The 26003-nt window shown below is 66.4% G+C and carries 22 protein-coding genes and 1 tRNA gene; 10 read left to right on the top strand and 13 right to left on the bottom strand.

Annotated features, from left to right (window positions below):
- Positions 1 to 84: 84 nt before the first annotated feature.
- Positions 85 to 984, top strand: a complete 900-nt coding sequence (locus tag ABD727_RS08320) for a hypothetical protein (RefSeq protein ID WP_344706916.1) — start codon at positions 85 to 87, stop codon at positions 982 to 984.
- On the opposite strand, the gene ABD727_RS08315 is transcribed toward ABD727_RS08320, so the two are convergent.
- Positions 880 to 1830: an NAD(P)H-dependent flavin oxidoreductase gene (locus ABD727_RS08315; RefSeq protein WP_344706915.1), complete on the bottom strand. Its 951-nt coding sequence runs from the start codon at positions 1828 to 1830 to the stop codon at positions 880 to 882. The two genes, ABD727_RS08320 and ABD727_RS08315, sit on opposite strands and share 105 nt — an antisense overlap.
- Before the next feature lie 152 nt (positions 1831 to 1982).
- Between ABD727_RS08315 and ABD727_RS08310 the strand changes: the two genes are divergently transcribed.
- Together ABD727_RS08310 and argH are read left to right on the top strand one after the other, a co-directional pair.
- Positions 1983 to 5150, top strand: coding sequence for a PAS domain S-box protein (locus ABD727_RS08310; RefSeq protein ID WP_344706914.1), 3168 nt, complete (start codon positions 1983 to 1985; stop codon positions 5148 to 5150).
- A 77-nt stretch (positions 5151 to 5227) separates the two neighbouring features.
- Positions 5228 to 6595 (top strand): argininosuccinate lyase, encoded by a 1368-nt coding sequence (gene argH / locus ABD727_RS08305; protein ID WP_344708050.1) that lies wholly within the window; start codon positions 5228 to 5230, stop codon positions 6593 to 6595.
- Between the two features lie 26 nt (positions 6596 to 6621).
- Here argH and ABD727_RS08300 read toward each other — a convergent pair whose 3' ends face one another.
- The 5 genes from ABD727_RS08300 to argC are packed head-to-tail and all read right to left on the bottom strand — an operon-like array spanning position 6622 to position 11772.
- The gene (locus tag ABD727_RS08300; protein WP_344706913.1) at positions 6622 to 7845 is read right to left on the bottom strand and encodes an argininosuccinate synthase; all 1224 of its coding nucleotides are present in this window, start codon (positions 7843 to 7845) and stop codon (positions 6622 to 6624) included.
- 6 nt (positions 7846 to 7851) lie between these two features.
- Positions 7852 to 8715, bottom strand: a complete 864-nt coding sequence (locus tag ABD727_RS08295) for an ornithine carbamoyltransferase (protein ID WP_344706912.1) — start codon at positions 8713 to 8715, stop codon at positions 7852 to 7854.
- Positions 8709 to 9596: an acetylglutamate kinase gene (gene argB, locus ABD727_RS08290; protein WP_344706911.1), complete on the bottom strand. Its 888-nt coding sequence runs from the start codon at positions 9594 to 9596 to the stop codon at positions 8709 to 8711. The genes ABD727_RS08295 and argB overlap by 7 nt, the downstream gene beginning before the upstream one ends.
- Positions 9593 to 10756 carry a bifunctional glutamate N-acetyltransferase/amino-acid acetyltransferase ArgJ gene (gene argJ, locus ABD727_RS08285; protein WP_344706910.1) on the bottom strand — a complete coding sequence of 388 codons (1164 nt, stop codon included), beginning with the start codon at positions 10754 to 10756 and terminating at the stop codon, positions 9593 to 9595. Before argJ ends, argB begins: the two co-directional genes overlap by 4 nt.
- Entirely contained in the window at positions 10753 to 11772 is a 1020-nt protein-coding gene (gene argC / locus ABD727_RS08280) for an N-acetyl-gamma-glutamyl-phosphate reductase (RefSeq protein ID WP_344706909.1), read from the bottom strand. The genes argJ and argC overlap by 4 nt, the downstream gene beginning before the upstream one ends.
- 57 nt (positions 11773 to 11829) lie before the next feature.
- Between argC and argR the strand changes: the two genes are divergently transcribed.
- The 3 genes from argR to ABD727_RS08265 are packed head-to-tail and all read left to right on the top strand — an operon-like array spanning position 11830 to position 14748.
- Positions 11830 to 12294: an arginine repressor gene (argR, locus tag ABD727_RS08275; protein WP_344706908.1), complete on the top strand. Its 465-nt coding sequence runs from the start codon at positions 11830 to 11832 to the stop codon at positions 12292 to 12294.
- Between the two features lie 26 nt (positions 12295 to 12320).
- Positions 12321 to 13385: a polysaccharide pyruvyl transferase family protein gene (locus tag ABD727_RS08270; protein WP_344706907.1), complete on the top strand. Its 1065-nt coding sequence runs from the start codon at positions 12321 to 12323 to the stop codon at positions 13383 to 13385.
- Positions 13369 to 14748, top strand: coding sequence for a Coenzyme F420 hydrogenase/dehydrogenase, beta subunit C-terminal domain (locus ABD727_RS08265; RefSeq protein ID WP_344706906.1), 1380 nt, complete (start codon positions 13369 to 13371; stop codon positions 14746 to 14748). Before ABD727_RS08270 ends, ABD727_RS08265 begins: the two co-directional genes overlap by 17 nt.
- 16 nt (positions 14749 to 14764) lie before the next feature.
- Here ABD727_RS08265 and ABD727_RS08260 read toward each other — a convergent pair.
- From ABD727_RS08260 to ABD727_RS08235, 6 genes are all read right to left on the bottom strand, one after another.
- A tRNA-Lys gene (locus tag ABD727_RS08260) sits at positions 14765 to 14840 on the bottom strand.
- Between the two features lie 87 nt (positions 14841 to 14927).
- On the bottom strand, positions 14928 to 16043 hold the full coding sequence (gene rodA / locus ABD727_RS08255; protein WP_344706905.1) for a rod shape-determining protein RodA: 1116 nt from the start codon (positions 16041 to 16043) through the stop codon (positions 14928 to 14930).
- Positions 16040 to 18028, bottom strand: a complete 1989-nt coding sequence (gene mrdA, locus ABD727_RS08250) for a penicillin-binding protein 2 (protein WP_344706904.1) — start codon at positions 18026 to 18028, stop codon at positions 16040 to 16042. The genes rodA and mrdA overlap by 4 nt, the downstream gene beginning before the upstream one ends.
- On the bottom strand, positions 18025 to 18546 hold the full coding sequence (locus ABD727_RS08245) for a rod shape-determining protein MreD (protein ID WP_344706903.1): 522 nt from the start codon (positions 18544 to 18546) through the stop codon (positions 18025 to 18027). The genes mrdA and ABD727_RS08245 overlap by 4 nt, the downstream gene beginning before the upstream one ends.
- Positions 18547 to 19437 carry a rod shape-determining protein MreC gene (locus ABD727_RS08240; RefSeq protein ID WP_344706902.1) on the bottom strand — a complete coding sequence of 297 codons (891 nt, stop codon included), beginning with the start codon at positions 19435 to 19437 and terminating at the stop codon, positions 18547 to 18549.
- 18 nt (positions 19438 to 19455) lie between these two features.
- The gene (locus ABD727_RS08235; protein WP_344706901.1) at positions 19456 to 20493 is read right to left on the bottom strand and encodes a rod shape-determining protein; all 1038 of its coding nucleotides are present in this window, start codon (positions 20491 to 20493) and stop codon (positions 19456 to 19458) included.
- 112 nt (positions 20494 to 20605) lie between these two features.
- On the opposite strand from ABD727_RS08235, the gene mutL reads away from it, so the two are divergent.
- Positions 20606 to 22378, top strand: a complete 1773-nt coding sequence (gene mutL, locus ABD727_RS08230; RefSeq protein ID WP_344706900.1) for a DNA mismatch repair endonuclease MutL — start codon at positions 20606 to 20608, stop codon at positions 22376 to 22378.
- 48 nt (positions 22379 to 22426) lie between these two features.
- Here the strand turns inward: mutL and ABD727_RS08225 are convergent, their stop codons facing one another.
- Positions 22427 to 22846: a hypothetical protein gene (locus ABD727_RS08225; RefSeq protein WP_344706899.1), complete on the bottom strand. Its 420-nt coding sequence runs from the start codon at positions 22844 to 22846 to the stop codon at positions 22427 to 22429.
- A gap of 186 nt (positions 22847 to 23032) precedes the next feature.
- Here ABD727_RS08225 and ABD727_RS08220 point away from each other — a divergent pair, with 186 nt between their 5' ends.
- From ABD727_RS08220 to ABD727_RS08210, 3 genes are read left to right on the top strand one after another with little or no spacing between them, the layout of a single operon-like run.
- Entirely contained in the window at positions 23033 to 24148 is a 1116-nt protein-coding gene (locus tag ABD727_RS08220) for a glycosyltransferase family 4 protein (protein ID WP_344706898.1), read from the top strand.
- Between the two features lie 11 nt (positions 24149 to 24159).
- Positions 24160 to 24948, top strand: a complete 789-nt coding sequence (locus tag ABD727_RS08215) for a metallophosphoesterase (protein ID WP_344706897.1) — start codon at positions 24160 to 24162, stop codon at positions 24946 to 24948.
- Positions 24941 to 25993 (top strand): SDR family oxidoreductase, encoded by a 1053-nt coding sequence (locus tag ABD727_RS08210; protein ID WP_344706896.1) that lies wholly within the window; start codon positions 24941 to 24943, stop codon positions 25991 to 25993. The genes ABD727_RS08215 and ABD727_RS08210 overlap by 8 nt, the downstream gene beginning before the upstream one ends.
- The last annotated feature ends 10 nt before the right edge of the window (positions 25994 to 26003 follow it).

The following is a 26003-nucleotide window of genomic DNA, read 5'->3' as shown; positions in this document are numbered from 1 at the left end:
TCTTTCCGGGCTTGATCCACTAAGAGCGCAGGCGGGGTTCTCATTCTCATTCTCTGTTGCGACCGGGCGGTGGCCCGGTGGCCCTTGGCGACGCGCGTCCTGCTCGCCATCGGACTTCTTCTTGCCGCCGTGACCGCGGCTGCCACCCTGTGGGGACAACAATCGAGGCCGATGCCGCGCATCCAGGAGAGCTTCGATCCTTTCCTGTCGGGCATCAGCAGCGTTGACGAGATCATGTCCGTGCTCGCCACGGTCGATCCGACCGCCACGAACCTGCAGCGGCTCGATCAGGCCGACGCTCTACTCCGCCGTCGCTTTGTTCACGGCTACAGCTACCTGACCTTCGACCAGAACTGGGCGGGCGCTGCCCTTCGCCTGTTCTGGGACGACCTCGCCAGTCCTGTTCGGGCCGATGACATCCTCAAGTTCCGGCGCGGAGCCTGCAGCCAGCAGGCGCTCGTCTTCCAGGAGATCAGCCGGCGCCTCGGCTTCGACTATGCCACCGTGAGCATCCCCGGCCACTATGCTGCCGCAGCACGGATCGATGGGAAATGGTATGTCTATGACGCGAACCGGGAGGTTCTGGCGCGCCGCTATCCCTTCGAATGGATCGCCACGGGCGACCCGCGGCTCTCCAGCATCTACAGTCCCGAACTCGCGGCCCAGCTGATCGACGATGGCCGCAACGGCCGGATCAGGCTTCGTGACGTCAACCGGAACTCGGCGGAAAATGCAGCCCTTCTCCAGTCCGCTACCGACCTATTCAGTCGGTTCGGCTGGCTCGTCGTTCTGGCGCTCTGCGCGGCGCTTGAAGCAGGGAGCCGGCTGGCAAGGCTGCGCATCCGCCTGGAAGCAGCCGAACAGGCCGTTCATAGTCTGTCAGCGGCAGATGAGATTGCGAGCAACCTCATATTCTTCCCGCCACCGCTCGAGCAGCGCGGCCGTAGGCTGCACGCGATCGATCGCGCCGATGCCCTGGCCTGAGCCCCAGATGTCCTTCCAGGCCTTGGCCCCATCGCCGCCGAAGCTCATCGCATCCGCGTTGCTCTCGGGCAGGTGATCGGGGTCGAGCCCGGCCTTCTCGATCGATGAGCGCAGGTAGTTGCCATGCACACCGGTGAACAGGCTTGAGTAGACGATGTCCTTGGCCGAGCCCTCGACGATGCCACGTTTGTAGTCCTCGGCAGCCCGCGCCTCGTCAGTCGCGATGAAGGGCGAGCCGATGTAGGCGAGGTCGGCGCCCATTGCCTGCGCCGCGAGGATGGACTGGCCAGTGGCGATCGAGCCTGAAAGGGCGAGCGGCCCGTCGAACCAGGCGCGGATTTCTTGGACGAGGGCAAAGGGTGACCAGCGGCCGGCGTGGCCTCCGGCGCCGGCAGCCACCGCGATCAGTCCGTCAGCGCCTTTCTCGATCGCCTTGCGGGCATAGCGGTCGTCGATGACGTCGTGGAGCGTGATCCCGCCCCAGCCGTGGACCGCGTGGTTGAGTTCCTCGCGTGCGCCAAGCGAGGTGATGACGATCGGCACCTTCCACTTGGCGCAGGTCGCCACGTCCTCCTCGAAGCGCACGTTCGAGCGATGCACGATCTGGTTGACGGCGAACGGCGCGCTCGGCGCGTCGGGGTGGTCCCGATCATGCTCGGCAAGGGCCTCGGTGATTTCATGCAGCCACTCGTCGACCTGGCTCTGCGGACGGGCGTTGAGTGCCGGAAAGCTGCCGACCACGCCTGCCTTGCACTGGGCGATGACGAGCGCCGGGTTGGAAACGATGAACAAGGGAGCGCCGATCACCGGCAGTCGAAGTCGATCGAAAACAGCCGGAAGCGTCATCTGTTGGTCCCCGCGTCTAAAGCTGCCTGAGTGGCTAGCAGCGCTGTCGCATCGTGCAAGCCCGACCATTCGACCAGTCCTCTTCGCAATTGCCAATCATTTCAGCGCTACGCTAAGAGGTCGGAAGAGGCAGAGCTGAGACGATACTGCAGATGGACAGGCCTGCCGACACCTCCTTCATTGAGCATGGGCCCGTGGACTGGTCGCGCCTTGCCGACCAGTTGCCTCAACTGGTTTGGATCGCCGATGCAAGCGGGGCGATATCCTGGGTAAACCGCCGCTTCGAGGACTATTCGGGCATGCCCGGCACGGAGCTTGCCGGCAGAGGCTGGCGGCGCCTGGTTCATCCCGACGACCTCGAGGTTGTGCTCGAGGAGTATGACCGCGCCGTTGCGAGCAGCGGAGCGTTCGAATGCACGATGCGGTTGCGGGCGGCTGACGGCAGCTTTCGCAGCTTCCTCGCTCGCGCCGAACCCGACCGTGATGCGTCGGGACGGGCGGTGCGCTGGTTTGGTACGAGCACTGACATATCCGGTCCGATCGCCGCCCGGGTCGATGGGGCGGGGTCGCTTCGCACGGGGGTCGCTCAAGAGGGAGAAGCCGAGGAAGCGCGCCGCGAAGCGGAAGAGCGCTTCGCCATCATCTTCAACTCGGCCGCGGTCGGCATCGGGCGCGTGTCGCCCGACGGACGGTTCCTCGAGATCAACGATCGCTATTGCGAGATTCTCGGGCGTTCACGAAACGAGCTTCTCGGGGACGCGTGGCGGAACATCACGCACCCCGACGATCTCGCCGACGATCAGGCGTTCGTCGATCAGATCATTGCCGGGGATCTTGATCATTACTCGATGGAGAAACGCTACCTCGCGCCCGACGGAAGCGACATCTGGGTCAACTTGTCGGTTTCGGCCGAGCGAAATCCGGACGGCAGCGTCAAATATCTCATCCCGGTCGTCGAGGACATCGGAGAGCGCAAGCAGGCCGAGCAGCGACTGCGGGCGAGCGAAGAGCGTTACCGCACCCTATTTACCTCGATGGAACAGGGCTTCTGCATCATCCAGGTCAGCTTCGACGACCAACAGCAGCCTTCCGATTATCGCTTTACCGAGATCAATCCAGCCTTCACGCGCCAGACGGGCCTTCCCGACACGGTGCTTCATCAGTCGGTCCGGGACGTCGTCCCCGACCTCGAGCGAAGCTGGTTCACCCGCTACGGCGAGGTTGCGCGGACTGGTAACCACATCCGCTTCATTGATCGGGCCGAGGCACTGGGCCGCTGGTTCGAAGTCTATGCCTTTCCCATCGGTGACCTCGAGGATCGGAATGTCGCGCTCCTGTTCAGCGACGTCACCGACCGGATCGAGAAGGAAGATGCGCTCCGGCTGAGCGAGCAGGACACGCGGATGCGGCTTAATGCCATTCCGCAGATGGTCTGGTCGACGCTCCCCGATGGCTACCACGACTTCTACAACGACCGCTGGTACGAGTTCACCGGAACGCCACTCGGTTCGACCGACGGTGAAGGGTGGAACGGGATGTTCCATCCGGACGATCAAGCGCGGGCGTTCGAGCATTGGCGGCAATGCCTCGAGAGCGGCGAACCCTACGAGATCGAATATCGGCTCCGCCATCATACGGGCGAATACCGCTGGGTGCTCGGACGCGCACTCCCGATCCGCGACGAAGGCGGGACGATCATCCGCTGGATGGGAACCTGCACCGACATCGACGATCGCATCGCCGCCGATCGCGCGCTTCGCGAATCCGAGGCAAGGTTGCGCGCCGTCATCGAAGGAATGCCGGTCGGTCTTGTCTTCGCCGATGCAGCGGGCCGTCTCAGTGGCAGCAATCGCATGCTTGTCGATCTCATCGCCCACGAAGTCATTCCGAGCGAACGGGTCGAGAATTATGCCGACGACTATGTCGCCTTCCACGAGGACGGGCGACAGGTCGAGAGCCACGAATATCCTCTCGCCCGTGCCCTCCGAGGCGAGAAGCGGCCAGAACTCGAATGCCTCGTCAACCGGGGCGACGGCTCGCAGCGCTGGCTGCGCTATGTCGCCTCACCCATTAGGGATGCGGATGGCGGCATCGCCGGGGCGGTCGTGGCGTCGATCGACATTGACCGCGAGAAACGGTTGACGGAGAGCCTCGAGCGCGAGGTCGAAAAGGTCGTCGCCGAGCGCGAGCTTGCGCAGGAAGCATTGCGGCAGAGCCAGAAGCTCGAATCGATGGGGCAGCTTACCGGTGGCGTCGCCCACGACTTCAACAATCTTCTGACGCCGATCATCGGAAGCCTCGACCTGCTGCAGAGAAAGCAGGTGCTCGACGCCCGAACCAGCCGCCTCGTCGAGGGAGCGCTTGCGTCGGCGGAGAAGGCACGGGTGCTTGTCCAGCGCCTGCTGGCCTTCGCGAGGAGGCAGCCGCTGCGTCCGCAGGCAGTCGACCTGTCGCGGATCGTGGCGGAGATGAGCGAACTCGTCGACTCGACCTCGGGTCCGCGCGTCCGGGTCGACGTCGACATGCCCGGCGCGCTTCCACCCGCGCTCGCTGACGGCAATCAGCTCGAGATGGCGCTCCTCAACCTCGCGGTGAACGCCCGCGACGCCATGCCCGAAGGCGGCACGCTGACGATCGCTGTCCGCTCCGAGCAGGCGGGAGCGGGTTCGCGCCTCGGTCTCGGCTCGGATCCGTTTCTGGTGCTCGGCGTGAGCGACACCGGTGTCGGGATGGACGAGGTCACCCGGCGCCGCGCGATCGAGCCGTTCTTCTCGACCAAGGGGATCGGCAAGGGCACCGGTCTTGGCCTTTCCATGGTCCACGGGCTCGCGGCGCAGCTTGGTGGCGCCCTCGACATCCGAAGCGCTCCCAATGTCGGGACCACCATCGAGCTCTGGCTCCCGGTCGCGAGCAGCAAGCTCGTCGAGGATGTCGCGCAGCGCCCCGAGGCTTCGCGCCGTGGCGCCGGATTGGCGCTGCTCGTCGACGACGAGGAATTGGTTCGCGCCTCCACTGCCTCGATGCTTGTCGATCTCGGCTACGACGTCGTCGAGGCAAGCAGTGGCGAAGAGGCCGTCGCCCGAGTGCAGGACGGTGCCGTGCCCGACATTCTGGTCACCGACCAGCTGATGCCCGGGCTCAGCGGGACCGACCTTGCCGTTCGCCTGACCAGCGCCTTCCCGAGCATGCACGTGCTCGTCGTCTCGGGCTATGCCGACCTCGACAGCCTGTCGCCAAGCTTCCCGCACCTCAGCAAGCCCTTCCGCCAGGCCGAGCTTGCGGAAGCACTTGCAGCCCTGCGGAGCCCTGCCGCCTCATAGGTCGCGCCGTTCGGGCTTGGCAGGACTGGCGACGCAGGGCCTTTGGTGAATATAGGCGAGCCATGAGCAGCAATCAGATGTGGGGCGGCCGCTTCGCCGCCGGGCCGTCCGAGATCATGCAGACGATCAACGCCTCGCTCGGGGTCGATCGCCGCATGTGGCGCGAGGATCTCGCCGGGTCGCGCGCCCATGCGACGATGCTCCGCGACCAGGGCATCCTCAGCGCGGACGACGCGGCTGCGATCCTCGACGGTCTCGACGCCGTCGCTGATGAATTCGAGCGTGACGGGCCGCCGACCGACATCGCGCTCGAGGACATTCACATGGCGGTGGAAGCGCGCCTCGCCGAGCTGATCGGGCCCGTGGCCGGGCGCCTTCACACCGCTCGCTCGCGCAACGACCAGGTCGCGACCGATTTCAAGCTGTGGACGCGGGGTGCGTGCCGCCAGGTCGCTTCGGCGATCGTCTCGCTTCAGCAGGTGCTCGTTGCCCGAGCCGAGGAGCATGCGGCGACGATCATGCCGGGCTTCACCCACCTTCAGGTCGCGCAGCCAGTGACGCTCGGCCACCACCTCCTCGCTTATGTCGAGATGCTCCAGCGCGACGTGTCGCGGCTGTTCGACGCCGACGAACGGGCAGGTGAGTGTCCGCTCGGCGCTGCGGCGCTGGCTGGGACCGGTTTCCACACCGATCGCGAGGCAACCGCCCAGGCACTCGGCTTCTCAGAGCCGACGGCGAACAGCCTCGACAGCGTGTCCGACCGCGACTTCGCGCTCGATTATCTTGCCGCCGCGTCGCAATGCGCGCTGCACCTGTCACGGCTGGCCGAGGAGCTGATCCTGTGGGCCAGCCCGCCCTTTGGCTTCGTCAAGCTGTCGGACCAGTGGTCAACCGGTAGCTCGATCATGCCGCAGAAGCGCAATCCCGACGCGGCCGAGCTGGTTCGCGGTCACTCGGGACGGATCCTTGGCCTGTTCACCGGCCTGATGATCACGATGAAGGGGCTGCCGCTCGCCTATTCCAAGGACATGCAGGACGACAAGGCCCCGACCTTCGAAGCGCATGACCTGCTGATGCTGAGCCTGGCCGCGCTTGCCGGCACGGTCGAGAGCGCGACCTTCGTCCCCGAGAAGATGCGCGCTGCCGCTGCGTCGGGCTTCTCGACCGCGACCGATCTCGCTGACTGGCTGGTGCGCGAGGCGGACGTGCCGTTCCGCGAGGCGCACCACATCACCGGTCGCGCGGTGAAGGCCGCGGAAGAGGCAGGCTGCGACCTTCCCGACCTGCCCCTCGAGCGCCTGCAAACGATCGACGGGCGGATCGACGATCGCGTCTACGACGTGCTGAGCGTCGAGGCCTCAGTCGGCAGCCGCACGAGCTACGGTGGCACCGCGCCCGTCCGGGTGCGCGAACAGGTCGCGCGGTGGAAGGAGCGGCTAGCCTAGCTGCTCCCGCCTCAGCAGCGCGACTGTCAGGTCCGGATCTTCTTGGCGCGTTGTGCCGCGATCCGCAGGCGAAGCGCGTTGAGCCGGATGAAGCCGGCCGCGTCGCGCTGATCGTAACTGCCCGAGCCTTCCTCGAAGGTCACCAGATCCTCGTCGTAAAGGCTGTGCGCGCTGTCCCGGCCAATGACGGTGGCGTTCCCCTTGTAGAGCTTCATCCGGACGGTCCCGGTGACATGCTCCTGGCTCTTGTCGATCAAGGCCTGGAGCATTTCCCGTTCAGGCGCGAACCAGAAGCCGTTGTAGATGAGGCTCGCATAGCGCGGCATCAACGCGTCCTTGAGGTGCATCGCCCCGCCATCGAGGGTGATACTTTCGATCCCGCGATGCGCCGCCAGCAGGATGGTGCCGCCGGGCGTCTCGTACACCCCACGGCTCTTCATCCCGACGAAGCGATTCTCGACCAGATCGAGGCGACCGATGCCATTGTCATGGCCAAGGCTGTTGAGGCGGGTCAGCAGCATTGCGGGGCTAAGTGCCTCGCCATCAATGGAAACCGGGTCGCCGCGCTCGAAGCCGATGGTGATCTCGGTCGGCTTGTCGGGGGCGTCTTCCGGAGAAATCGTGCGCTGGTGGACATACTCCGGTGCTTCCTGGCTCGGATCCTCCAGCACTTTCCCTTCCGAGGAGGAATGGAGCAGGTTGGCGTCGATCGAGAAGGGCGCGTCGCCCCTCTTGTCCTTGGCGATAGGGATCTGGTTCTTCTCGGCGAAGTCGAGCAGCTGCTCGCGGCTGGCGAAGTCCCACTCACGCCACGGGGCGATCACCCGGATGTCGGGTTCGAGCGCGTAATAGCCGAGTTCGAAGCGGACCTGATCGTTGCCCTTGCCGGTCGCGCCGTGACAGACCGCATCGGCGCCGACGGCCCGCGCAATCTCGATCTGGCGCTTGGCGATCAGCGGACGGGCGATCGAGGTGCCGAGCAGATACTGGCCCTCGTAGACGGTGTTGGCGCGGAACATCGGGAAGACGAAGTCGCGGACAAACTCCTCCTGCACGTCCTCGATGAAGATGTTCTCGGGCTTGACCCCGAGCATCTCGGCCTTGCGCCGTGCCGGCTCGACCTCTTCGCCCTGGCCGAGGTCGGCGGTGAAAGTGACCACCTCCGCATCATATTCGGTCTGCAGCCACTTGAGGATGATCGAGGTGTCGAGACCGCCCGAGTAAGCGAGCACGACCTTGAGCTTAGCCATGGTTCTTCAGTCCTGTTGCAAAAGCCACATCAGCGCTCCGCGCGCCGAGTGCATGCGGTTCTCGGCCTGCCGCCAGACCGCCGAGCGGGGCCCGTCGATCACGCCGGCGGTGACTTCCTCTCCGCGGCGGGCGGGAAGGCAGTGAAGGAAGTGGGCATCGGGCGCCCGGGCCATCAGCGCTTCGTTCACCTGATAGGCGGCAAGGTCGGCCTGGCGCCGCTCGGCGTCATCGTCCTGGCCCATCGAGACCCAGACGTCGGTGTAGATCACGTCCGCACCGGCCACCGCATCAAGGTTCGCCGTCTGCACGCTCCCCGCTGGCGCGTCGGAAAGCTGATAGGCGTCGGGTGCGACGATGATGAGCTGCGCACCGAGCGTGGTGCAGGCCTGTGCGAGGCTGCGCGCGACATTGTTGTCGCCATCGCCGACATAGGCGATCCGGACACCTTCGATCCGGCCACACAGCTGGCGGACGGTGAGCATGTCGGCGAGCCCCTGCAGCGGATGGTCGCTTCCCGACAGCATGTTCAGCACCGGGACCGGGCTCGCGTCGGCAAGCGCCTCCAGCAAGCGGTGGTCGAATACCCGGGCGGCGATGACGCCGTGGTAGCAGGCGAGCGTGCGGGCGATGTCCTCGACGCTTTCGCGCGTGCCGATGCCGAGCTCGGCTGGCGTCAGATAGACGGGGTGCCCGCCGAGCTGGTGCACCGCCAGTTCCATCGAGTTGCGGGTCCGGGCGCTTGGCTTCTCGAAATAAAGCGCCGCACCTTTGCCGGTAAGCAATGGCGACGGCGGGACTTCCGACAAGGCGAGGATCGTCTCGATATCGGCTCGCGAAAGGCCGTCGAGGGTGAGGAGATGCTTCACCATGTCGGTTCCGCCTTGATCATGGTGCCAATCCCGTGCCGTGTCAGAAGTTCGATGAGCAGGGCATGCGGCACTCGCCCATCGATGATGTGCGCAAAGCCGACACCCTGCTCGACCGCGTCGGCGCAGGCGGTGAGCTTCGGGATCATCCCTCCGCCCACGCTCGCATGGCTGATCCGCTCGCGAAGCTCGGGCGCGGTCAGGCGATGGACAAGGGTGTTCTCGTCCTTGGGATCGTCGAGCAGGCCGGGCGCTGCGGTGAGGTAGACGATCTTCTCGGCCTTCATCGCGACCGCGATGGCGCGCGCGGCTTCGTCGGCATTGACGTTGTAGGGCTGTCCTGCGGCATCGGCGCCGACGGTCGAGACCACGGGCATCAGCCCGTCGTCGAGCAACCGGTGCAGCAGCTCGGCGCGGACCTGCACGACGTCGCCAACGAAGCCGAGCGACAGGTCGCGCGGCTCGACCACCAGCAGCCCGGCATCCTCGCCAGATACGCCGACCGCGGTCGGTTCGTCGCCCGCCTGACCGTTGATCGTCGCGACCAGTTCGCGGTTGATCTTGCCTACCAGCACCATGCGCACGATCTCGAGCGTCTCGGCGTCGGTAACGCGAAGCCCGTCGCGGAACTCGGGTTCCTTGCCGACCCGGCGCAGCATCGCGTCGACCTGCGGTCCGCCGCCGTGAACCAGCACGCAGCGCACGCCGACCGAGCGCAGCAGGAGCACGTCCTGGGCGAGGGCCAGGTCGAGGTCGCTGTCGCTGTCGTCGAGCGCGGCGCCCCCGAGCTTCACCACGATCGACTTGCCGGCGAAGGCCCGAATGTAGGGGAGGGCCTCGACGAGGATGTTGGCGGTATCCGCCGCCGTGAGGAGAGCCGTCATGACGTCACACTATTCTCTTTGATGTAGCCGGGTCCGAGGTCGATCCCGATGACCCGCGCCGACGCGCTACCCACGCCGAGCGCTACCTCGATGCTGAACTCCTCGCCGAGCATATGCTCGGTCAGTGCCTGGGCATCGTGCGGAATGCCGACGCCACCCTCGGCAACACGGATGCCGCCATAGCTAACGGCAGTCCGCTCCACGTCCATCGCGACCCCGGCCGAGCCCGCGGCAGCCAGCAGCCGGCCCCAATAGGGGTCGCTGCCGTACCAGCTGCACTTGACGAGGTTGTTCTCGGCAATCGCCTTTGCGGCAATCCGCGCCTCGCCCTCGCTGGCCGCGCCGATGACCGTCAGGTGAGCGATCTTGGTCATGCCCTCGGCATCCTTGGCCATCAGCATGGTGAGGTCGCGGCAGACCTGCTCCAGCGCACGGCCGAAGCCGTCGAGATCGCCTGGCGCACCCTTGCGGCCGCTGGCAAAGACCATGGCAGTGTCGTTGGTGCTGGTCGCACCATCGACGTTGAGCGTGTTGAAGGTGCGATCGCTTGCCGCCTTGAGCATCGCCTGCAGCGTCTCACGGGGAACGGCGGCGTCGGTCGTTAGGAAGGCGAGCATGGTCGCCATGTTGGGCGCGATCATGCCGCAGCCCTTGGCCATGCCGCCGAGGGTCCACCCGTCGCCGCGGATTACGGCTTCCTTTGGACGGTGATCGGTCGTGAGGATGCCCTGCGCCGCCGCCGCGCCGCCATCGCGGGACCGCTGGCTGGCAAGCGTCGGGATGGCGGGAAGAATGACGTCCATGGGCAGCGGCGTGCCGATAATCCCGGTCGAGCAGACCAGCACCTTACCGGCCGCGATGCCCATCGCGGCGGCCGCAGCCGCGCCCATCGCCTTCGCGTCGGCCAGGCCGGCTGCACCGGTCCCGGCATTGGCATTGCCGCTGTTGACGATCACCGCGGACGCCGTGCCGCCGCTTGCCGCAAGCAGTTCGCGGTCGAGCTGCACGGGTGGCGCACAGAAGAGATTCTGTGTGAAGACTGCTGCGCAAGTGACTCGTGCGCCGTCGTCTGTCGCAAGCAGCGCCATGTCGGGCCGCGACTTCTTGATGCCGGCATGAAGTCCGGAGGCGACGAAGCCCTCGGCGGCGGTAACGCTCATGGAAAAACTCCCGACGCGGCTAGGCCGGAGCTCTCGTCGAGGCCGAACATGAGATTGGCACACTGGATCATCTGCCCGGCGGCCCCCTTTCCGAGATTGTCGATCGCGCCGAGCGCTACGACGCGCCTCGTGCGCGGGTCGTAGCGAGCAGTGACGACGGCACCGTTGCTTCCGGCTACCCACTTGGTCGAGGGCGGCTCGTCGCTGACCCGGACGAAGGGCTCGTCGGCATAGGCCTGGCGAAGGACACGAAGCGGCTCGTCACCGTCCATCTCGCCGGCGGCGGCGGCGGCGTAGCAGGTGGCGAGGATGCCGCGGGTCATGGGGGCAAGGTGCGGCGTGAACAGCACCGTCGCGCCAAGCTCCTGCTCCATCTCGGCCGTGTGGCGATGCGTCAGCAGGCCATAGGCCGAGTAGCTTCCATCGACCGTGTTGAAGGCGGTGCCTTCCTTGACCGCGCGGCCGGCGCCGCTGACCCCGCTCGCCGCATCGACGATCAGGCTTGCGGGATCGATCAGGCCGGCATCGATCAGTGGCTTGCAGGCCAAGATCGCGCTGGTTGGATAGCAGCCAGCCGCCGCCACTGCCTGCGCTCCACGGATCGCGTCGCGGTGAAGCTCGGGAATTCCGAAGACGAACCGATCGAGCAGGGCAGGGGCCTGATGCTCCTCGCCGTACCAACGTGCATAATCTGCTGCGTCACGCAGCCGAAAGTCGGCGCCGAGATCGACCAGCCTGCAGCCGCGGTCGAGAATTCCCGCAGCGATCTTCTGGCTCTCGCCATGCGGCAGTGCGGCGAACACGAGATCGATGCCGTCGAGCGCCTCCGGACCGAAGCGCTCGACCTCAAGCGCAGCCACGGCGCCGCCAATCTGCGGGTGCACCGAGCCGAGCTTCTGCCCGGCCTTGCTGTCGCCGAACAGGCGCGTCGGCACCAGCGCCGGGTGACGCTCGAGAAGCCGGAGCAACTCCGCGCCAACATAGCCGGAGGCACCAAGGATGGCGGTTCGAATCATGAGAGGCGGCCTATGGTCCTGTTTGCATGTATATGCAAGTTCATGCATAAACCCTTCATGACCGATGCTCGTTCCCGTCGCCAGCGCGCGCTTTCCGACCTTCTTCGACGACGACGGCTCAGCCGGCAGGACGAACTCGTTAGCGAGCTTCGGACCCTTGGCTTCGAGGTCACACAGGCGACGATCAGCCGCGACCTCGATCAGCTCGGCGCCGTCAAGATCCGCCGCGCGGGCAGTACCAGCTACGCGCTTCCGGACGACGTCGGCAGCACTCCAACGCCCGAGACCCGGTTACGGAGCCTGTTCGCCGAGTGGGTCCGCTCGGTCCAGCCGGCCTCGAGCCTGGTCGTCCTCAGGACCCCGCCCGGTTCGGCGCATCTCGTCGGGGTCGCGCTCGATGCCGCCAACCTTCCCGAGATCGCCGGCACGATCTCGGGCGACGACACGTTGTTTGTTGCCACGGCGTCGCCGGGTGCCGCTGAAGCGCTCGCCGACGGCTGGCGCAACTGGATCGGAACCTGACGCCGCGCTGGCGACTTCAGATGCGCATGGGCTCGGGCATCGGCATTCTCACTTTCCATCGCTGCATCAACTACGGGTCCTACTGGCAGGCGCGCTGCCTGGTGGAAGGCCTCTCGGAGACGGGCGCGAAGGTCGAACTGCTCGACCACGATTGCCTCGAGGTGCGGCGCGCAGAGATGAGATGCGCGCTTCAACCAACCCTGCCCGAGCCATCGTCGGGTAAGCACCGCATTGCCTACAAGGCAAAGACCCGCCGGTTTGAGCAGGCGTTCGAAGATTTTCCACAATCGCGACGCTTCTCGCTTCACGATGGCTCTGCCCTCCCACGCTATGATGCCGTGGTGGTCGGCTCGGACGAGGTCTGGAACCTCGCCCATCCCTGGTACGGCCACAAGCCGCTCTTCTATGGAGAGGGTCTCAAGGCTGACCGTCTGCTGTCCTACGCGGCAAGCTTCGGCAACTATGATGCAGAGCGCGGACTGGACGATTACTGGCGCGACAAGCTCGCCCGCTTTTCCGCCATATCCGTCCGCGACAACAATAGTCGCATGCTGGTCGCCGAAGCCCTCGGGCAGGAACCTCCTCTCGTGCTCGATCCGTGCCTTCAGTTCGCAGACCACATTCCGCGTGAGCCCTCAACGGTCGAGAAGGGCTATGCGCTCGTCTACGGTCATGGCTTCCCAGACTGGCTTGGACCGGTCGCACGCGAGTGGGCTGTCTCGCGCGGGGTGAGGCTGATCAGCGTCGGCTATGCCTGCGACTTCGCCGACGAGGAGCGGATCGATGTCGGTCCACTCGACTTCCCTGGGTTCGTCGCAGGGGCCGAGGCGGTGATCACCAATTTCTTCCACGGCTGCGTCTTCGCTCTGGCCTTCGGCAAGCCCTTTGCAGCGACCGTGACACCTTACCGGCTGAACAAGGTCCGCGACCTGACCGCCAAGCTCGGCGCCGACAAGCACCTGCTGCGCGGGCCGACCGACCTCGAGAACTTCGCCGAACTGCTGGACCGACCACCGGCGCCGCAGGTCGAGCGACGCATTGAAGAGTTGCGGGGCACCAGTCAGGCCTATCTCGATGCCGCCCTCGCCTGAGCGGGCACTCTCCCCCAACGCGCTCGCCGGGTCCGACCTCTGCATCGGTTGCGGAGCCTGCACCCTGCTCGCCGAGGACAGTGCAATGGGCTGGGACCGCGACGGCTTCCGCAAGCCCGCTGGCGACTTTGCCGACCGGTCGAGCGAGGACGTCGCGTCGCGCTGTCCGATGAGCCCGTTCGCGCGCGACGAAGATCACATCGCCGACGCCCTCTTCGATGACGTGCCGCGTCACGCTCGCCTCGGTCGCGTCCGGGCCAGCTACGTCGGCCATGTCGCGGAGGAGGAGTGGCGGTCGAACGGAAGCTCGGGCGGCCTCACGAGCTGGGTTGCGGGAGAGTTGCTCAGGACCGGCAAGGTCGACGCCGTCGCCCATGTCCGTCCCGAGGATCCCTCGGTCGGTGGCCGCTTTTTCGGCTATACCCTCTCGAGCTCGCTCGAAGAACTCGGCCGAGGTGCCAAGTCCCGCTACTATCCGGTTGATCTCGCGGACATTCTCAGGACGATCCGGAGCACGCCCGGTCTCTATGCGATCGTCGGCCTTCCCTGCTTCATCAAGGCGGTGAACCTTGCCCGCCGCGCCGATCCCCTGCTTGAGGAGCGCATCACCCATACGCTCGGCCTTTTCTGCGGCCACCAGAAGAGTGCCCATCTGGTCGACAGCTTCGCGCTCCAGCTCGACACGGACATGATGCGGGTGAGGGCCGTGGACTATCGCCTCAAGGACCCGGGCCGCCCCGCCAATTGGTACCGCGCTGACCTTACCCTCGATGATGGAAGGCATCGATCGGAGGATTGGATGCACCTTGCGGACGGAGACTGGGGCGCGGGCTTCTGGCAAAACCCGGCCTGCAACTGGTGCGACGACGTTGCGGCCGAAACCGCCGACATCGCTTTTGGCGACGCCTGGGTGGAGCCCTACAGCAGCGACGGACGCGGTACCAATGTCGCGGTCGTTCGCTCGGCCGAGATTCACGAGATGATCGAGGCGGCGAGGGATGAGGGAAGGCTCGCGCTGGCAATCGTTGCGCCCGACTTCGTCGCCGACACGCAGGCGGCCGGGTTCCGCCACCGCCGCGAGGGTCTTGCCTATCGCCTGACCTGGGCCAAGCGCGGCATCCGCCCGAGGAAGCGGGTGGCGCCGAGCGCCGCTCTGCCATGGAGGCGCAAGGCGATCTATCGGCTGCGCAACGCCATCACCCGCGGAAGCCACATCGTCTTCCGCCTTGCGAACGCCAGCGCGAAGCCCGGCCTCTACACAGGCTGGGCCCGCCCGACGCTCAAGCTCTACCAGGCCCTCGCCTGGGGCGCAGGGCCGCTCGGCAAATGGCTCGACAAACTCGCCCCGCGGGCAAAAGCCTGATTTCAGAGGAAGAAGGTGGTGGACGCACTTGGGCTCGAACCAAGGACCCGCTGATTAAGAGTCAGCTGCTCTACCAACTGAGCTATGCGTCCATGCCTTAAGGCAGTGCGCTCGGCCGCTTGAAAGCGGGGCGCGGGGGAGCCTCTAGCGGGGCTCCGGCCCCCGCGCAACCCTGTAAATCAGCTCAGCGTCGAGCGGGTCCGCTGCTGGCGCTCGAAGCTCATCAGCAGTCCGAGGCAGATCATTACCGTCATCACCGCCGAGCCGCCGTAGCTGATCAGCGGCAGCGGAATTCCGACGACCGGAGCGAGCCCCATCACCATCAGGAGGTTGATCGCGAAATAGCTGAACAGCACCGCGGTCAGCCCCGCGCAGGAGAGGCGCGCAAAGCGCGTCGGGGCGTTGGCGGCGACCTTCAGGCACCAGCGGAGGACCAGGAGGTAGGCGAGGATGACGATCGTCCCGCCGAACATCCCCCATTCCTCCGCCAAGGTCGCGAAGGCGAAGTCGGTGTGGCCCTCGGGCAGATATTGGAGGTGGCTCTGGCTGCCCTGGAGATAGCCCTTGCCGAACAGCCCGCCCGACCCGATCGCGATCTTGCTCTGGGTAATATGATAGCCGGCACCCAGCGGATCGCTCTCGGGGTCGAGGAAGATGTCGACCCGGCGGCGCTGATAGTCGTGCATCAGGAAGGCGTAGATGGCCGGCACTGCGGCGGCGAGCAGGGTTCCGGGAATGAGGAACCAGCGCAGCGGCACGCCGGCGAGGAACATGACCGTGACCCCGGCGAAGCAGACCATCAGCCCGGTTCCGAGGTCGGGCTGGAGGATGACCAGCCCCGCTGGAACGCCGATCAGGGCGGCGGCAGGCCAGATCGCGCGGAAGCTGCGCATGTCGCCGGCGGGAAGCAGGTCGTAGAAGCGCGCAAGCATCAGTGCGATGGCCGGCTTCATGAACTCGGACGGCTGGAGCCGGATGAAGCCGAGATCGAGCCAGCGCTGCGCCCCCTTGCCGACGAAGCCGAGCAGATCGACCAGCACCAGCATGACGACGATGGCGAGATAGACCGGGATGGTCAGCTGCTTGATCGTCGCCTCGCGCACGCCCGAGATGATGATCGCCATCGTCAAGAACATGGCGAAAGCCATTCCCTGACGCATCGCCCAAGGCTGGATTGAGCCGCCCGCCGCCGAATAGAGGTTGATGAGGCCGAACAGGCCGATCCCGCTGATGAGGAAGATCAGCCGCCAGGGAAGGCGGGCGAGCGGCTGGGGAATGAGGGCGCTGCTGATCATCGGTCGTCCGGCGCGGGAGGCGGCGCGTTGACGCTGCTTGGAACGGGGGCAGGGGCGGCGATCGGCGGCGACTTGGCGGAAGCCGCCTGCTGCGCCGCCAGCTCGATCGCCTGATTTCGCCGTAAGGTCCGCTCGGCAAGCGTCCCGCCCCACTCGGCCTCGAGCTCGCCAAGCCGCTTGGCCGCGGCGGCGGGATCGAACAGGTGCATAAGCACGTCCTTGGCCACCGGAGCGGCGGCGCGGGCACCGCCCATGCCGTGCTCGATCACCACCGAGCCCGCGTAGCGCGGCTTGTCGAACGGCGCGAAGAAGACGAACAGCCCGTGGTCTCGGTAGCGCCAGTCGCCGCCCTGGCCGCGACTCGCGCTCGCCGACAGGCGCCGGACCTGCGCGGTGCCGGTCTTGCCCGCCATCTCGATCCCGGGAAGGGTAATGCGCGAGGCGCCGGCGGTGCCGTCTCCATTGACCACCTCCCACATGCCGCCGCGCACGGCCTCCAGATGTTCTGGCGGCACGTCGAGCGCGGGCGCGAGTTCCTTGTGGGCGCCGAGCAGCGCCGGCTGCACCAGTCGGCCGCCGGCAATCCGGCTGGCCATTACCGCCAGCTGGAGCGGATTGACGATGACGAACCCCTGTCCGATCGCGGCATTCAGCGTGTCCGAGCGGGTCCAGTCGGGTCGCTCGACCAGCCGCTTCGAACGCTCGTAGCGTTTGCGCTTCCATTCGCTGTCGGGGATCGTGCCGTAATTCTGGCTGACCAGCGGCAGGTCGAACTTCTCTCCCAGTCCGAGATAATGCGCCATCGGTGCAATCGCGTCGTAGCCGATGCGATTGCTCATCGAGTAGAAATAGGTGTTGCAGCTCTTGGCGATGGCACGGTGCATGTTGACCGTGCCGTGCCGTCCAAGACAGCGGAAGAAGCGGTTGCCAAGCTGGTAGCCGCCGCCACAGAACACCGTCTCCTTGGGGTCGATGCCGTGCTTCTGCAGCGCCAGCGCGACCATCGGCTTAAGCGTCGAACCCGGCGGGTAGAGCGCGTTCACCGTCTTGTTGAGCAGCGGCTTGCGCGGATCCTCGGAGAGCGTCTTCCACTCGGTGCGGCCGATCCCGTCGGAGAAGCTGTTGGGATCGTAGCTCGGCATCGAGGCCATGCAGAGGATGTCGCCGGTCTGGCAGTCGATGATCGTACAGCTGCCGCTTTCCTCGCCGAGGCGGCGGGCGGCATATTCCTGTAGCCCGGAGTCGATCGACAGCTTGACCGTGTTGCCGCTGTGATCGGGCTTTGGCGTCAATTCGCGGATCAGCTTGCCGCGCGCCGAGACTTCGACTCGCTGGCCGCCAGGGATGCCGCGCAGCCGTTGCTCGAGGATCGCTTCCAGGCCTTCCTTGCCGATCTTGAACCCCGGAGTGATCAGCAGCGGATTGCGCTCCCTCTCATATTCCTTGGCATTGGCGGCGCCGACATAGCCGACCAGCTGGCCCACCGCGGCACCCGATGGATAGAAGCGGGTAAAGCCCCGCGCCGGCTCGACCCCCGGAAGCTCGGGCAAGCGCACGGTGATCGCGGCGTAGCGCTCGTAGGGCACGTTCTCCGCGACCTGGACCGGCTGAAAGCCGCGGCTGTCGCGGATCTCGCGGCGGATCCGGTCGACCTGATCGGGACCAAGGGCGAGCAGCTGGGCCAAGAGGGACAACTCACGTTCGACGTCGTTCATCCGCTCGGGAATGAGATCGACCCGAAAATCGGAGCGATTGATGGCAATCGGCTTGTTGGAGCGGTCGACAATCCAGCCACGGCGGGGCGGGACGATGATCAGCTGGACCCGATTGTCCTCGGAGAGGAGATTATACTTGTCGTTCTCCTTGATCGCGAGCCAGCCCATCCGCCCGATCAGCGCGCTCGCCACGGCAATCTGCGCGCCGCCGACCACCAGCATCCGCCGCGAGAAGAGCAGGTCGGTCTGGCCGCTGGTGATCCGGCTCATCGGCCGAGCCTCCAGCGATCGATCGCACTCGCCGACCAGGCGGCGAGCGGGAAGGTGAGGATCGCGATCAGGGTCGGAGGGATCAGCGCGGCGAGCGGGTAGGGGGACCCCATGGCGGCATCGACCTGCGCGCGGGCGATCTCTGAAAGCGCGATCAGTGCTGCGGCCAGCAGCCACTCGATCCAATAGTCCCGCCACATGGTCCGGCGATCGAGCAGGTCGAGGAGGATCATCGCCGCAGTCCAGGTCGCGACCGACAGTCCGATCGGAAGTCCGAGCACCAGGTCGTTCCAGAGCCCGAGCGGGGCCGCCCACCAGGCGGGGATCACGTCCGAGCGAAGCAGTCGCCAGGCGAGCAGCAGCAACAGGCCAGTCGGCGGCAGCCAGCCGATGTCCGCGACGATCGGCAGCAAGGGCAACAGGGAGGCGATCGCGACCGACAGCGCCGGAATGGCCATGGCAATGCGCTTGGGCCGGCGGTCGAGGGCATTGGGTCGGCCGAGGGCGGAGCGGACCATCTAGCGGGCGGCCTCCGCGTCGTCGGCGGGTGCCGCCTCGGGCAACGCCGATTCCTCATAGGGCCGCTCGACGATGGCGAAGCTTGCGTCAGACGGATCGGCCATCGGCACGGCGATCGCGCCGTCGTCATCGAGACGGACGACCTTGGCTACCGGAACGCCCGGCGGGTAAAGTCCGCCCGTTCCTGACGTGACCACGATGTCGCCTCGGCGGAAGGGATTGCGCCCGACCTCGAGCGGACGAAGGTCGATGGTGCCATCTCCGCGCCCGGTAGCGATCACCGGCTGGCCGCCCCGGAGCAGCCGCGATGGCACGATATTGGCCCGATCGGACACCAGCAGGACTCTGGCCGCGGTCGCGCCGACGTCGATGATCCGCCCGATCAGTCCGTCGGCGGCGCGGACCGGCATTCCGCCCTGCACGCCATCACCGCTCCCGGCCGAGATGACCGCAAAGCGTCGCTCGCTTTCGAGGCTCGAGCCAACGATCCGACCGGTCGCGACCGACTGCACCGTCTTCTCGCGGAGCCCGATCGCCGCCTTGAGTTGCGCATTCTCCTGGAAGATGGCGCGCGCCTGGATCGCCTGGCGGCGGAGCGCCTGGTTCTCGGCCTTGAGCCGCCCATTCTGATTGGCCGCGTCCCAGTAATCGCCCGCGCCGCTGAACAACCCGCCGACGGTGCTGGTGACCGCCTCGAGGCTCCGGCTGACCGGGGCCGTTACGTCGAGGGCAGTGCCGCGCACCGTCGCATAGGCCGAAGGCGACACCAGGCTCAGCGCGAGCAGCCCAAGGCCGATCAGCAATCCGGCGATCGCCGCCAGGAAGCTGAAGAACACGCCATATTGCGCCCGCCTCGACCAGCCCGGGCGCGCACCTGGCCCTGGCGCCACGTCGACTTCCTTTCGCCGTTAAGCGGTCTGCAAGACGCCGCGGAACTGCTCTTCCTCGAGCGCACGGCCGGTGCCGAGCGCGACGCAGGTGAGCGGATCCTCGGCGACGGTGACCGGAAGGCCGGTTTCGTCGCGAAGCACCTCGTCGAGGCCCTGGAGCAGCGCGCCGCCGCCGGTCAGGACAATGCCCTGGTCGCAGATGTCGGCGGCGAGCTCGGGCGCGGTGTTCTCGAGCGCGATGCGAACGCCTTCGACGATCGTGCCCACGGGCTCGGACAGCGCTTCGGCGATCTGGCCCTGGTTGATCGAGATTTCCTTGGGCACGCCGTTGACGAGGTCGCGTCCCTTGATGTGGACGGTCTTGCCGATCCCGTCGACCGGGGGCTTCGCGATCCCGACTTCCTGCTTGATCCGCTCGGCGGTGGCTTCGCCGATCAGCAGATTGTGGTTGCGGCGGACGTAGGAGCTGATCGCCTCGTCCATCTTGTCGCCGCCGACGCGGACCGAAGTGGTGTAGGCAAGCCCTCGGAGCGACAGCACCGCGACCTCGGTGGTGCCGCCGCCGATGTCGACGACCATAGAGCCGACCGGCTCGGTCACCGGCATGTCGGCACCGATCGCAGCCGCCATCGGCTCCTCGATCAGGTAGACGGCCGATGCGCCGGCGTTGCTGGCGGCGTCGCGGATCGCGCGGCGCTCGACACTGGTCGAACCCGATGGAACGCAGATCACGATCTCGGGGAAGCGCAGCTTGCCGCCACCATGCACCTTGTGGATGAAGTGCTTGATCATCTGCTCGGCGACGTCGATGTCGGCGATGACCCCATCGCGAAGCGGGCGAATGGCCTCGATCTGATCAGGGGTCTTGCCCATCATCAGCTTGGCGTCTTCGCCGACGGCCTTGACCTTCTTGACCCCGTTGATCGTCTCGATCGCGACCACCGACGGCTCGTTCAGGACAATCCCCCGTCCACGCACGTAGACGAGCGTGTTCGCGGTCCCGAGATCGATCGCCATGTCATGGCTCATCCACTTGAACCAGCGCGTCCAGAACATGGCTTTCCACTTCTCTTGAAAAAGGGTTCATTACCAGTGGCGTAACGACCGATTACCAGTGTCCGGAAGCAGTCCCTCGCCCGCTAAGAGCGATTGGGCTAGGACCCCTGTCATGTCAATAAGAAGGCTGCCCTCGCATCTGGTAGATCGCATCGCCGCGGGCGAGGTGGTCGAGCGTCCGGCGAGCGCGCTTAAGGAACTGGTCGAGAACAGCCTCGATGCTGGCGCAACCACGGTCGAGATTCGCCTTTCGGGCGGCGGGCTCGACCTCGTCGAGGTGAGTGACGACGGCAGCGGCATGAGCCCCGCGGACATGGCGCTGGCGATCGAGCGGCACGCCACCTCCAAGCTCCCCGACGAGCGGATCGAAGCAGTCGCGAGCTTCGGCTTTCGCGGCGAGGCGCTGCCCTCGATTGCGAGCGTGGCGCGTTTCACGCTCGACAGCCGGTGCCGGGGACAGGATGGATGGCGGCTCGAGATCGATCATGGCATCCGGATCGGGGAGGGGCCCGCCGCCCTTCCTCCCGGCACCCGCGTCCGGGTCGAGCAGTTGTTCGGCAAGGTCCCGGCCCGCCGCAAGTTCCTGCGCTCGCCGCGCGCCGAATATGCCGCCTGCCTCGACGCGGTGCGCCGACTTGCGATGGCACGGCCCGACGTTGCCTTTACCCTCGAGCACGATGGTCGGCGGACCCTGTCGGTCCGTCCGGCGGGCTTGCCCCAGCGGGTGGCCGAACTGCTCGATCCCTCGCTCGCCGACCACGGCCTGCCGATCGATCTTGACCGCAACGGCGTTCGCCTAGGCGGCGTGGTCAGCCTGCCGACCTTCACCCGCGGCGCGGCCGATCAGCAGTTCCTTTTCGTCAACCGCCGCCCGGTGAAGGACAGGCTTCTCGTCGGGGCGCTGAGAGCTGCCTACCAGGACCTGATCGCGCGCGACCGCCATCCGATCGTCGCCTTGTTCCTCGAGGTGCCGGGCGCGGAACTCGACATCAACGTTCACCCCGCCAAGACCGAGGTCCGCTTCGCCGATCCGCAGGGGATCAGGGGATTGCTGGTCGGAGGGTTGCGCTCGGCGCTCGACCAGGCCGGGCATCGAAGCGCGGCACGCGCGCAGGCCGCAGCGCCCGTGCGCTGGACAAGCGAGCTCGAAGCCTATTCTCCTCCCCCGGGTGCCGGCGCTGGCTTCCCCGTCTACGACCCTGCGGCCACCGACTACAGGGAAGGGGTGGGGGTCAATGAAGCCCGCTCCTTGTTCACGGCGCCACCCTCGGCCAGGGCGGAGCCAGCCTCCGCCCCGGTTCTTGACCATCCGCTCGGGGTCGCGCGCGGACAGGTCGCGGCCACCTATATCGTTGCCGAGGCGCAGGATGGGCTGGTCATCGTCGATCAGCATGCGGCGCACGAACGGCTGGTGCTCGAGCGCCTCAAACGGGCCGCCGGAGACGGGGAGGTCATCGCCCAGGCGCTGCTGCTGCCGCTGGTAGTGGAACTCGACGAACCCGACGCCGACCGGCTCGAGGATGCCTCGGCGGAGCTTGCCGCCTATGGCCTCGAGCTGGAGCGCTTCGGCCCGGCCGCCGTGCTGGTGCGAGCAACGCCGGCGCCGCTCGGCACCTTCGACGTCGCGGCGCTGGTTCGTGATCTCGCCGCAGAGCTGGCGGAACTTGGCGGCGCGCAGGCGCTCAAGGCACGGCTCGAACTTCTGGCGGCGACCTTCGCCTGCCACCACAGCGTGCGAGCCGGACGGATACTGTCAGTGGCCGAGATGAATGCGCTTTTGCGCGAAATGGAAGTAACCCCCCACAGTGGCCACTGCAACCATGGGCGCCCGACCTGGGTCAAGCTCGCGCATGAGGACATAGAACGACTGTTCGGCCGCCGCTGAACCCAGCGACGGCCGTAACAGGGCCTCAAGGGGCTGAGGCGTTTAGCCTCAGTTGGGGCTGATCGGCGGGTTGTTGCCGTTGTTGCTGTCGTTGTCCTTGTTGGCCAACACCAGCGCAGCAAGACCGGCGATGACGCCAAGGCCGATCAGCAGCGGGATGATGTTGAAGCCCGACGAGGCCACCGGAGCCACGACGCCGCCGACCGGAGCCTGCTCGACCGGCGGGGCGACGGGAGCGTCGACCTGCGGAAGGACACATCCCGGAGCCGCACCCTGCGCAGCCGCGACACTCGCCACGGCAGCACCGCAAAGCGCAGCGCTGCTGCTCTGCGAGGCAAAGGCGGAGAGCGAAGCCCAGGGGCTATATTGAGGAGCAGCAGCCGCGCGGGCTGCCGCCGAGGCCGGGGCGGAGACCGCCATGGTCGTGCAGCAGAAAGCCGCAATCAGCTTGGAGCTTCGTCCGATCATTCGAGATAGTCCCCTAAACATACGCCATGCGTAACCGGGAGTTATAGAACTCCGATGACCGCCCAACGCAGTTCAATTGCTCTGGTTGCATCGCAGCAAAAATAATCTCGCTCCAGCGACATTCGTGCCACAGTGGCAGAATTCTGCCGTTTTCAAGCTGCTTGCTCTCCGTCTATGGGCAAGCCGGTGTCCTCTCCGATCCTTTTTGTCGCAAACAGCAGCTGGAATCTCGAGCACTTCAGGGGGCCGCTGATCACCGCGCTCCGCGCTGCCGGACACCGGGTCGTCGCGGCCGTGCCCAACGGTCAGGATGCTGTTGCGGGGCTGGATACCTGGCACTTCCCCCTCAAGCCCGAGGGCACCGCTCCGCTGGCCGAGTTGCGGACCGTCCTTGCCTTGCTGAGGATCTTCCGGGAGGCGCGGCCCGCGGCGGTGCTGAGCTTCACCCCCAAGGGCAACATCTATGCCGGGCTCGCCGCCCGAGCACTCAATATTCCTTTGCTTCCGAATATTTCCGGCCTCGGCACCGGCTTCATCCGAGGCGGGATGCTCCAGCGGATCCAGTCGGCCCTCTACCGCGAGGCGCTCCGGCCAAGCCCGACCGTCTTTTTCCAGAACGAGGATGATTCGGCGCTGTTTCAGCAGCTTGGACTGGTCCGTTCGGAACAGGTCGCAATGCTTCCCGGCTCAGGAGTCGACTGCCGTCGCTTTCGTCCGAGCCCGTTGCCATCGCGTGAGCCCGGTGCCGCGAAGCTCCTCTTTGTCGGGCGGCTCCTCGGCGACAAGGGCGTCCGCGAACTGGCCGAGGCGATGCGGCTGCTGCGACCGCGTTACCCGGCGCTGGAGCTGACCCTGGTCGGCGGCCTCGGTGCCGCCAATCGCACCGCCATCAGCGCTGCCGAGGTGCGCGGCTGGGAAGAGGAGGGACTGCTTCGTCACGTCGGCGCGACCGAGGATGTTCGCCCCTTTATCGCCGCCGCCGACGCTCTGGTCCTCCCTTCCTACAGAGAGGGCATGCCGCGAGCCCTGCTGGAAGGGGCAGCGATGGGTCGCCCCCTGCTCGCATCCGACGTGCCCGGCTGCCGGCAGCTCGTCGAGGATGGGGTCAACGGCCTGTTGTTCGAGTCTCGGTCTCCTCAAAGCCTCGCCAAGGCGATCGAGCGCTTGGTCGAAGTCGGCCCTGAGCGTCGCCAGTCCTGGGGCGACTCTGCCCGTTCCATGGCCACCAGCCGCTATGATGAGAAACTTGTCATCGAGGCTTACCTGTCGCGAGTCATCGCTTTGACAGGAAAAGCAGGCTAGGGGCCCCGCCCATGCTGTTCCGCCGCATGTTCCAGTCGACCTCTCCGCGTGCCCGCCGTGGGCCCGATGGCTGGCGCGCCTATGTCATCGGCGACGTGCATGGCTGCCTCGAGCTGCTCGACCGGTTGCTCGAGGATATCGCGTCCGATCACCGGCTGCGCGCGCCGGCCAAGGGACTTCTGGTCCTGCTCGGCGATCTCATCGACCGGGGTCCCGCGTCGGCCGAGGTGATCGAGCGGCTGCGCTCGCTCGACTGGCCGGACTTCCGGGTCATCGGAATTGCCGGCAACCATGAGGAAGTGCTGCTTCGGATTCTGGACGGCGAGTTCAAGCAGGTCTCGGGCTGGCTGAAGTTCGGCGGTAGCGAGACCCTCCAGAGCTATGGTGTCGATGCCGTCGAGATCGCCGCGCTTGCGCCCAGGGAAGCGGCCAAGCGTATCGCCTCGGCGATTCCGCAGGCGCATCGTCGGTTCCTTGAGGAACTCGCCGACAGCTTCCGCTTCGGCGACTATCTGTTCGTGCACGCCGGGGTGCGGCCCGGCATCGCTCTCGACCAGCAGAGCCTGACCGACTTGCGGTGGATCCGCGAACCCTTCCTGTCCGATCGCCGCGACCATGGAATGACCGTGGTGCATGGGCACACCGTCAGCGAGCGGGTCGAAGAGAGCGGTTCACGGATCGGCATCGATACCGGGGCCTACGCCACCGGTCGCCTCACTGCGCTTGCCATCGACGGCGGCGAGCGCTGGTTCCTCGATACGGTCGACGGCTATGTTCGACGGGAGAATAGTCTTGCTTGAAGCGCTGATCGACGGCCCCGCGCTGGCGCCGCACCGTGAGGCGCTTGTCCAGCGGCCTCGACGCTGGCTGGTGACGGGCGCCGCGGGCTTCATTGGGTCAAACCTCGTCGAGACCCTGCTGTCGCTCGACCAGCATGTGGTCGGGCTCGACAATTTCGCGACCGGCCACCAGCGCAACCTCGACGAAGTGGTGAAGGCGGTCGGGCCTGAGCGCGCGGGCCGCTTCCACTTCATCACTGGGGACATCCGCGACCTTCGGACCTGCGAGACGGCGGTCGCGGGCGCCGACGTCGTGCTCCATCAGGCGGCGTTGGGTTCGGTGCCGAGGTCGATCGCCGACCCGCTTACCAGCCACGACACCAACGTCACCGGCTTCCTCAACATGCTCGACGCCGCGCGCAGGGCAGGGGTCGGGCGCTTCGTCTATGCCGCTTCCTCGAGCACCTATGGCGACGAACCCAATCTTCCCAAGCGCGAGGAGCGGATCGGCAACCCGCTGTCGCCCTATGCGGTGACCAAGCTCGTCAACGAGCTTTACGCAGCGGTCTATGCGCGAAGCTACGGCTTCAAGGCGACCGGGCTGCGCTATTTCAACGTCTTCGGACCTCGGCAGGACCCGCACGGTCCCTATGCCGCGGTCATTCCAAAGTGGCTCGACGCGATGATTGCGGGCGAGCCGATCACCATCAACGGCGATGGCGAAACCAGCCGCGACTTCTGCTTCGTCCTCAATGCCGTGCAGGCGAATCTGCTGGCGGCGCTTGCGCCGGACGAGGCGCAGGGCGAGGTGTTCAACGTCGCGGTCGGCCATCGCACCAGCCTCAACCGGCTGTTCGGCCTGCTTCGCGATGGTCTCGGTGGGCATGGCTTCGACTATGCCGCCGATCCGGTCTATGCTCCGTTCCGAGCCGGCGATGTCCGGCACAGCGAGGCCGAGATCGCCAAGGCTGCATCGCTCATCGGCTATGCCCCGACTCACGACATTGAGGCGGGGCTGACCGCAGCGCTGCCTTGGTACCTGGGACAAGCCGCGCGGCAGGGTTGAACCTGTTGCG

Source organism: Sphingomonas swuensis, from assembly GCF_039538045.1.
GTDB classification, from domain to species: Bacteria; Pseudomonadota; Alphaproteobacteria; order Sphingomonadales; family Sphingomonadaceae; genus Sphingomicrobium; species Sphingomicrobium swuense.
Note: the sequence above shows the minus strand (reverse complement) of the source record. Positions and strands in the feature narration are given on the sequence as shown.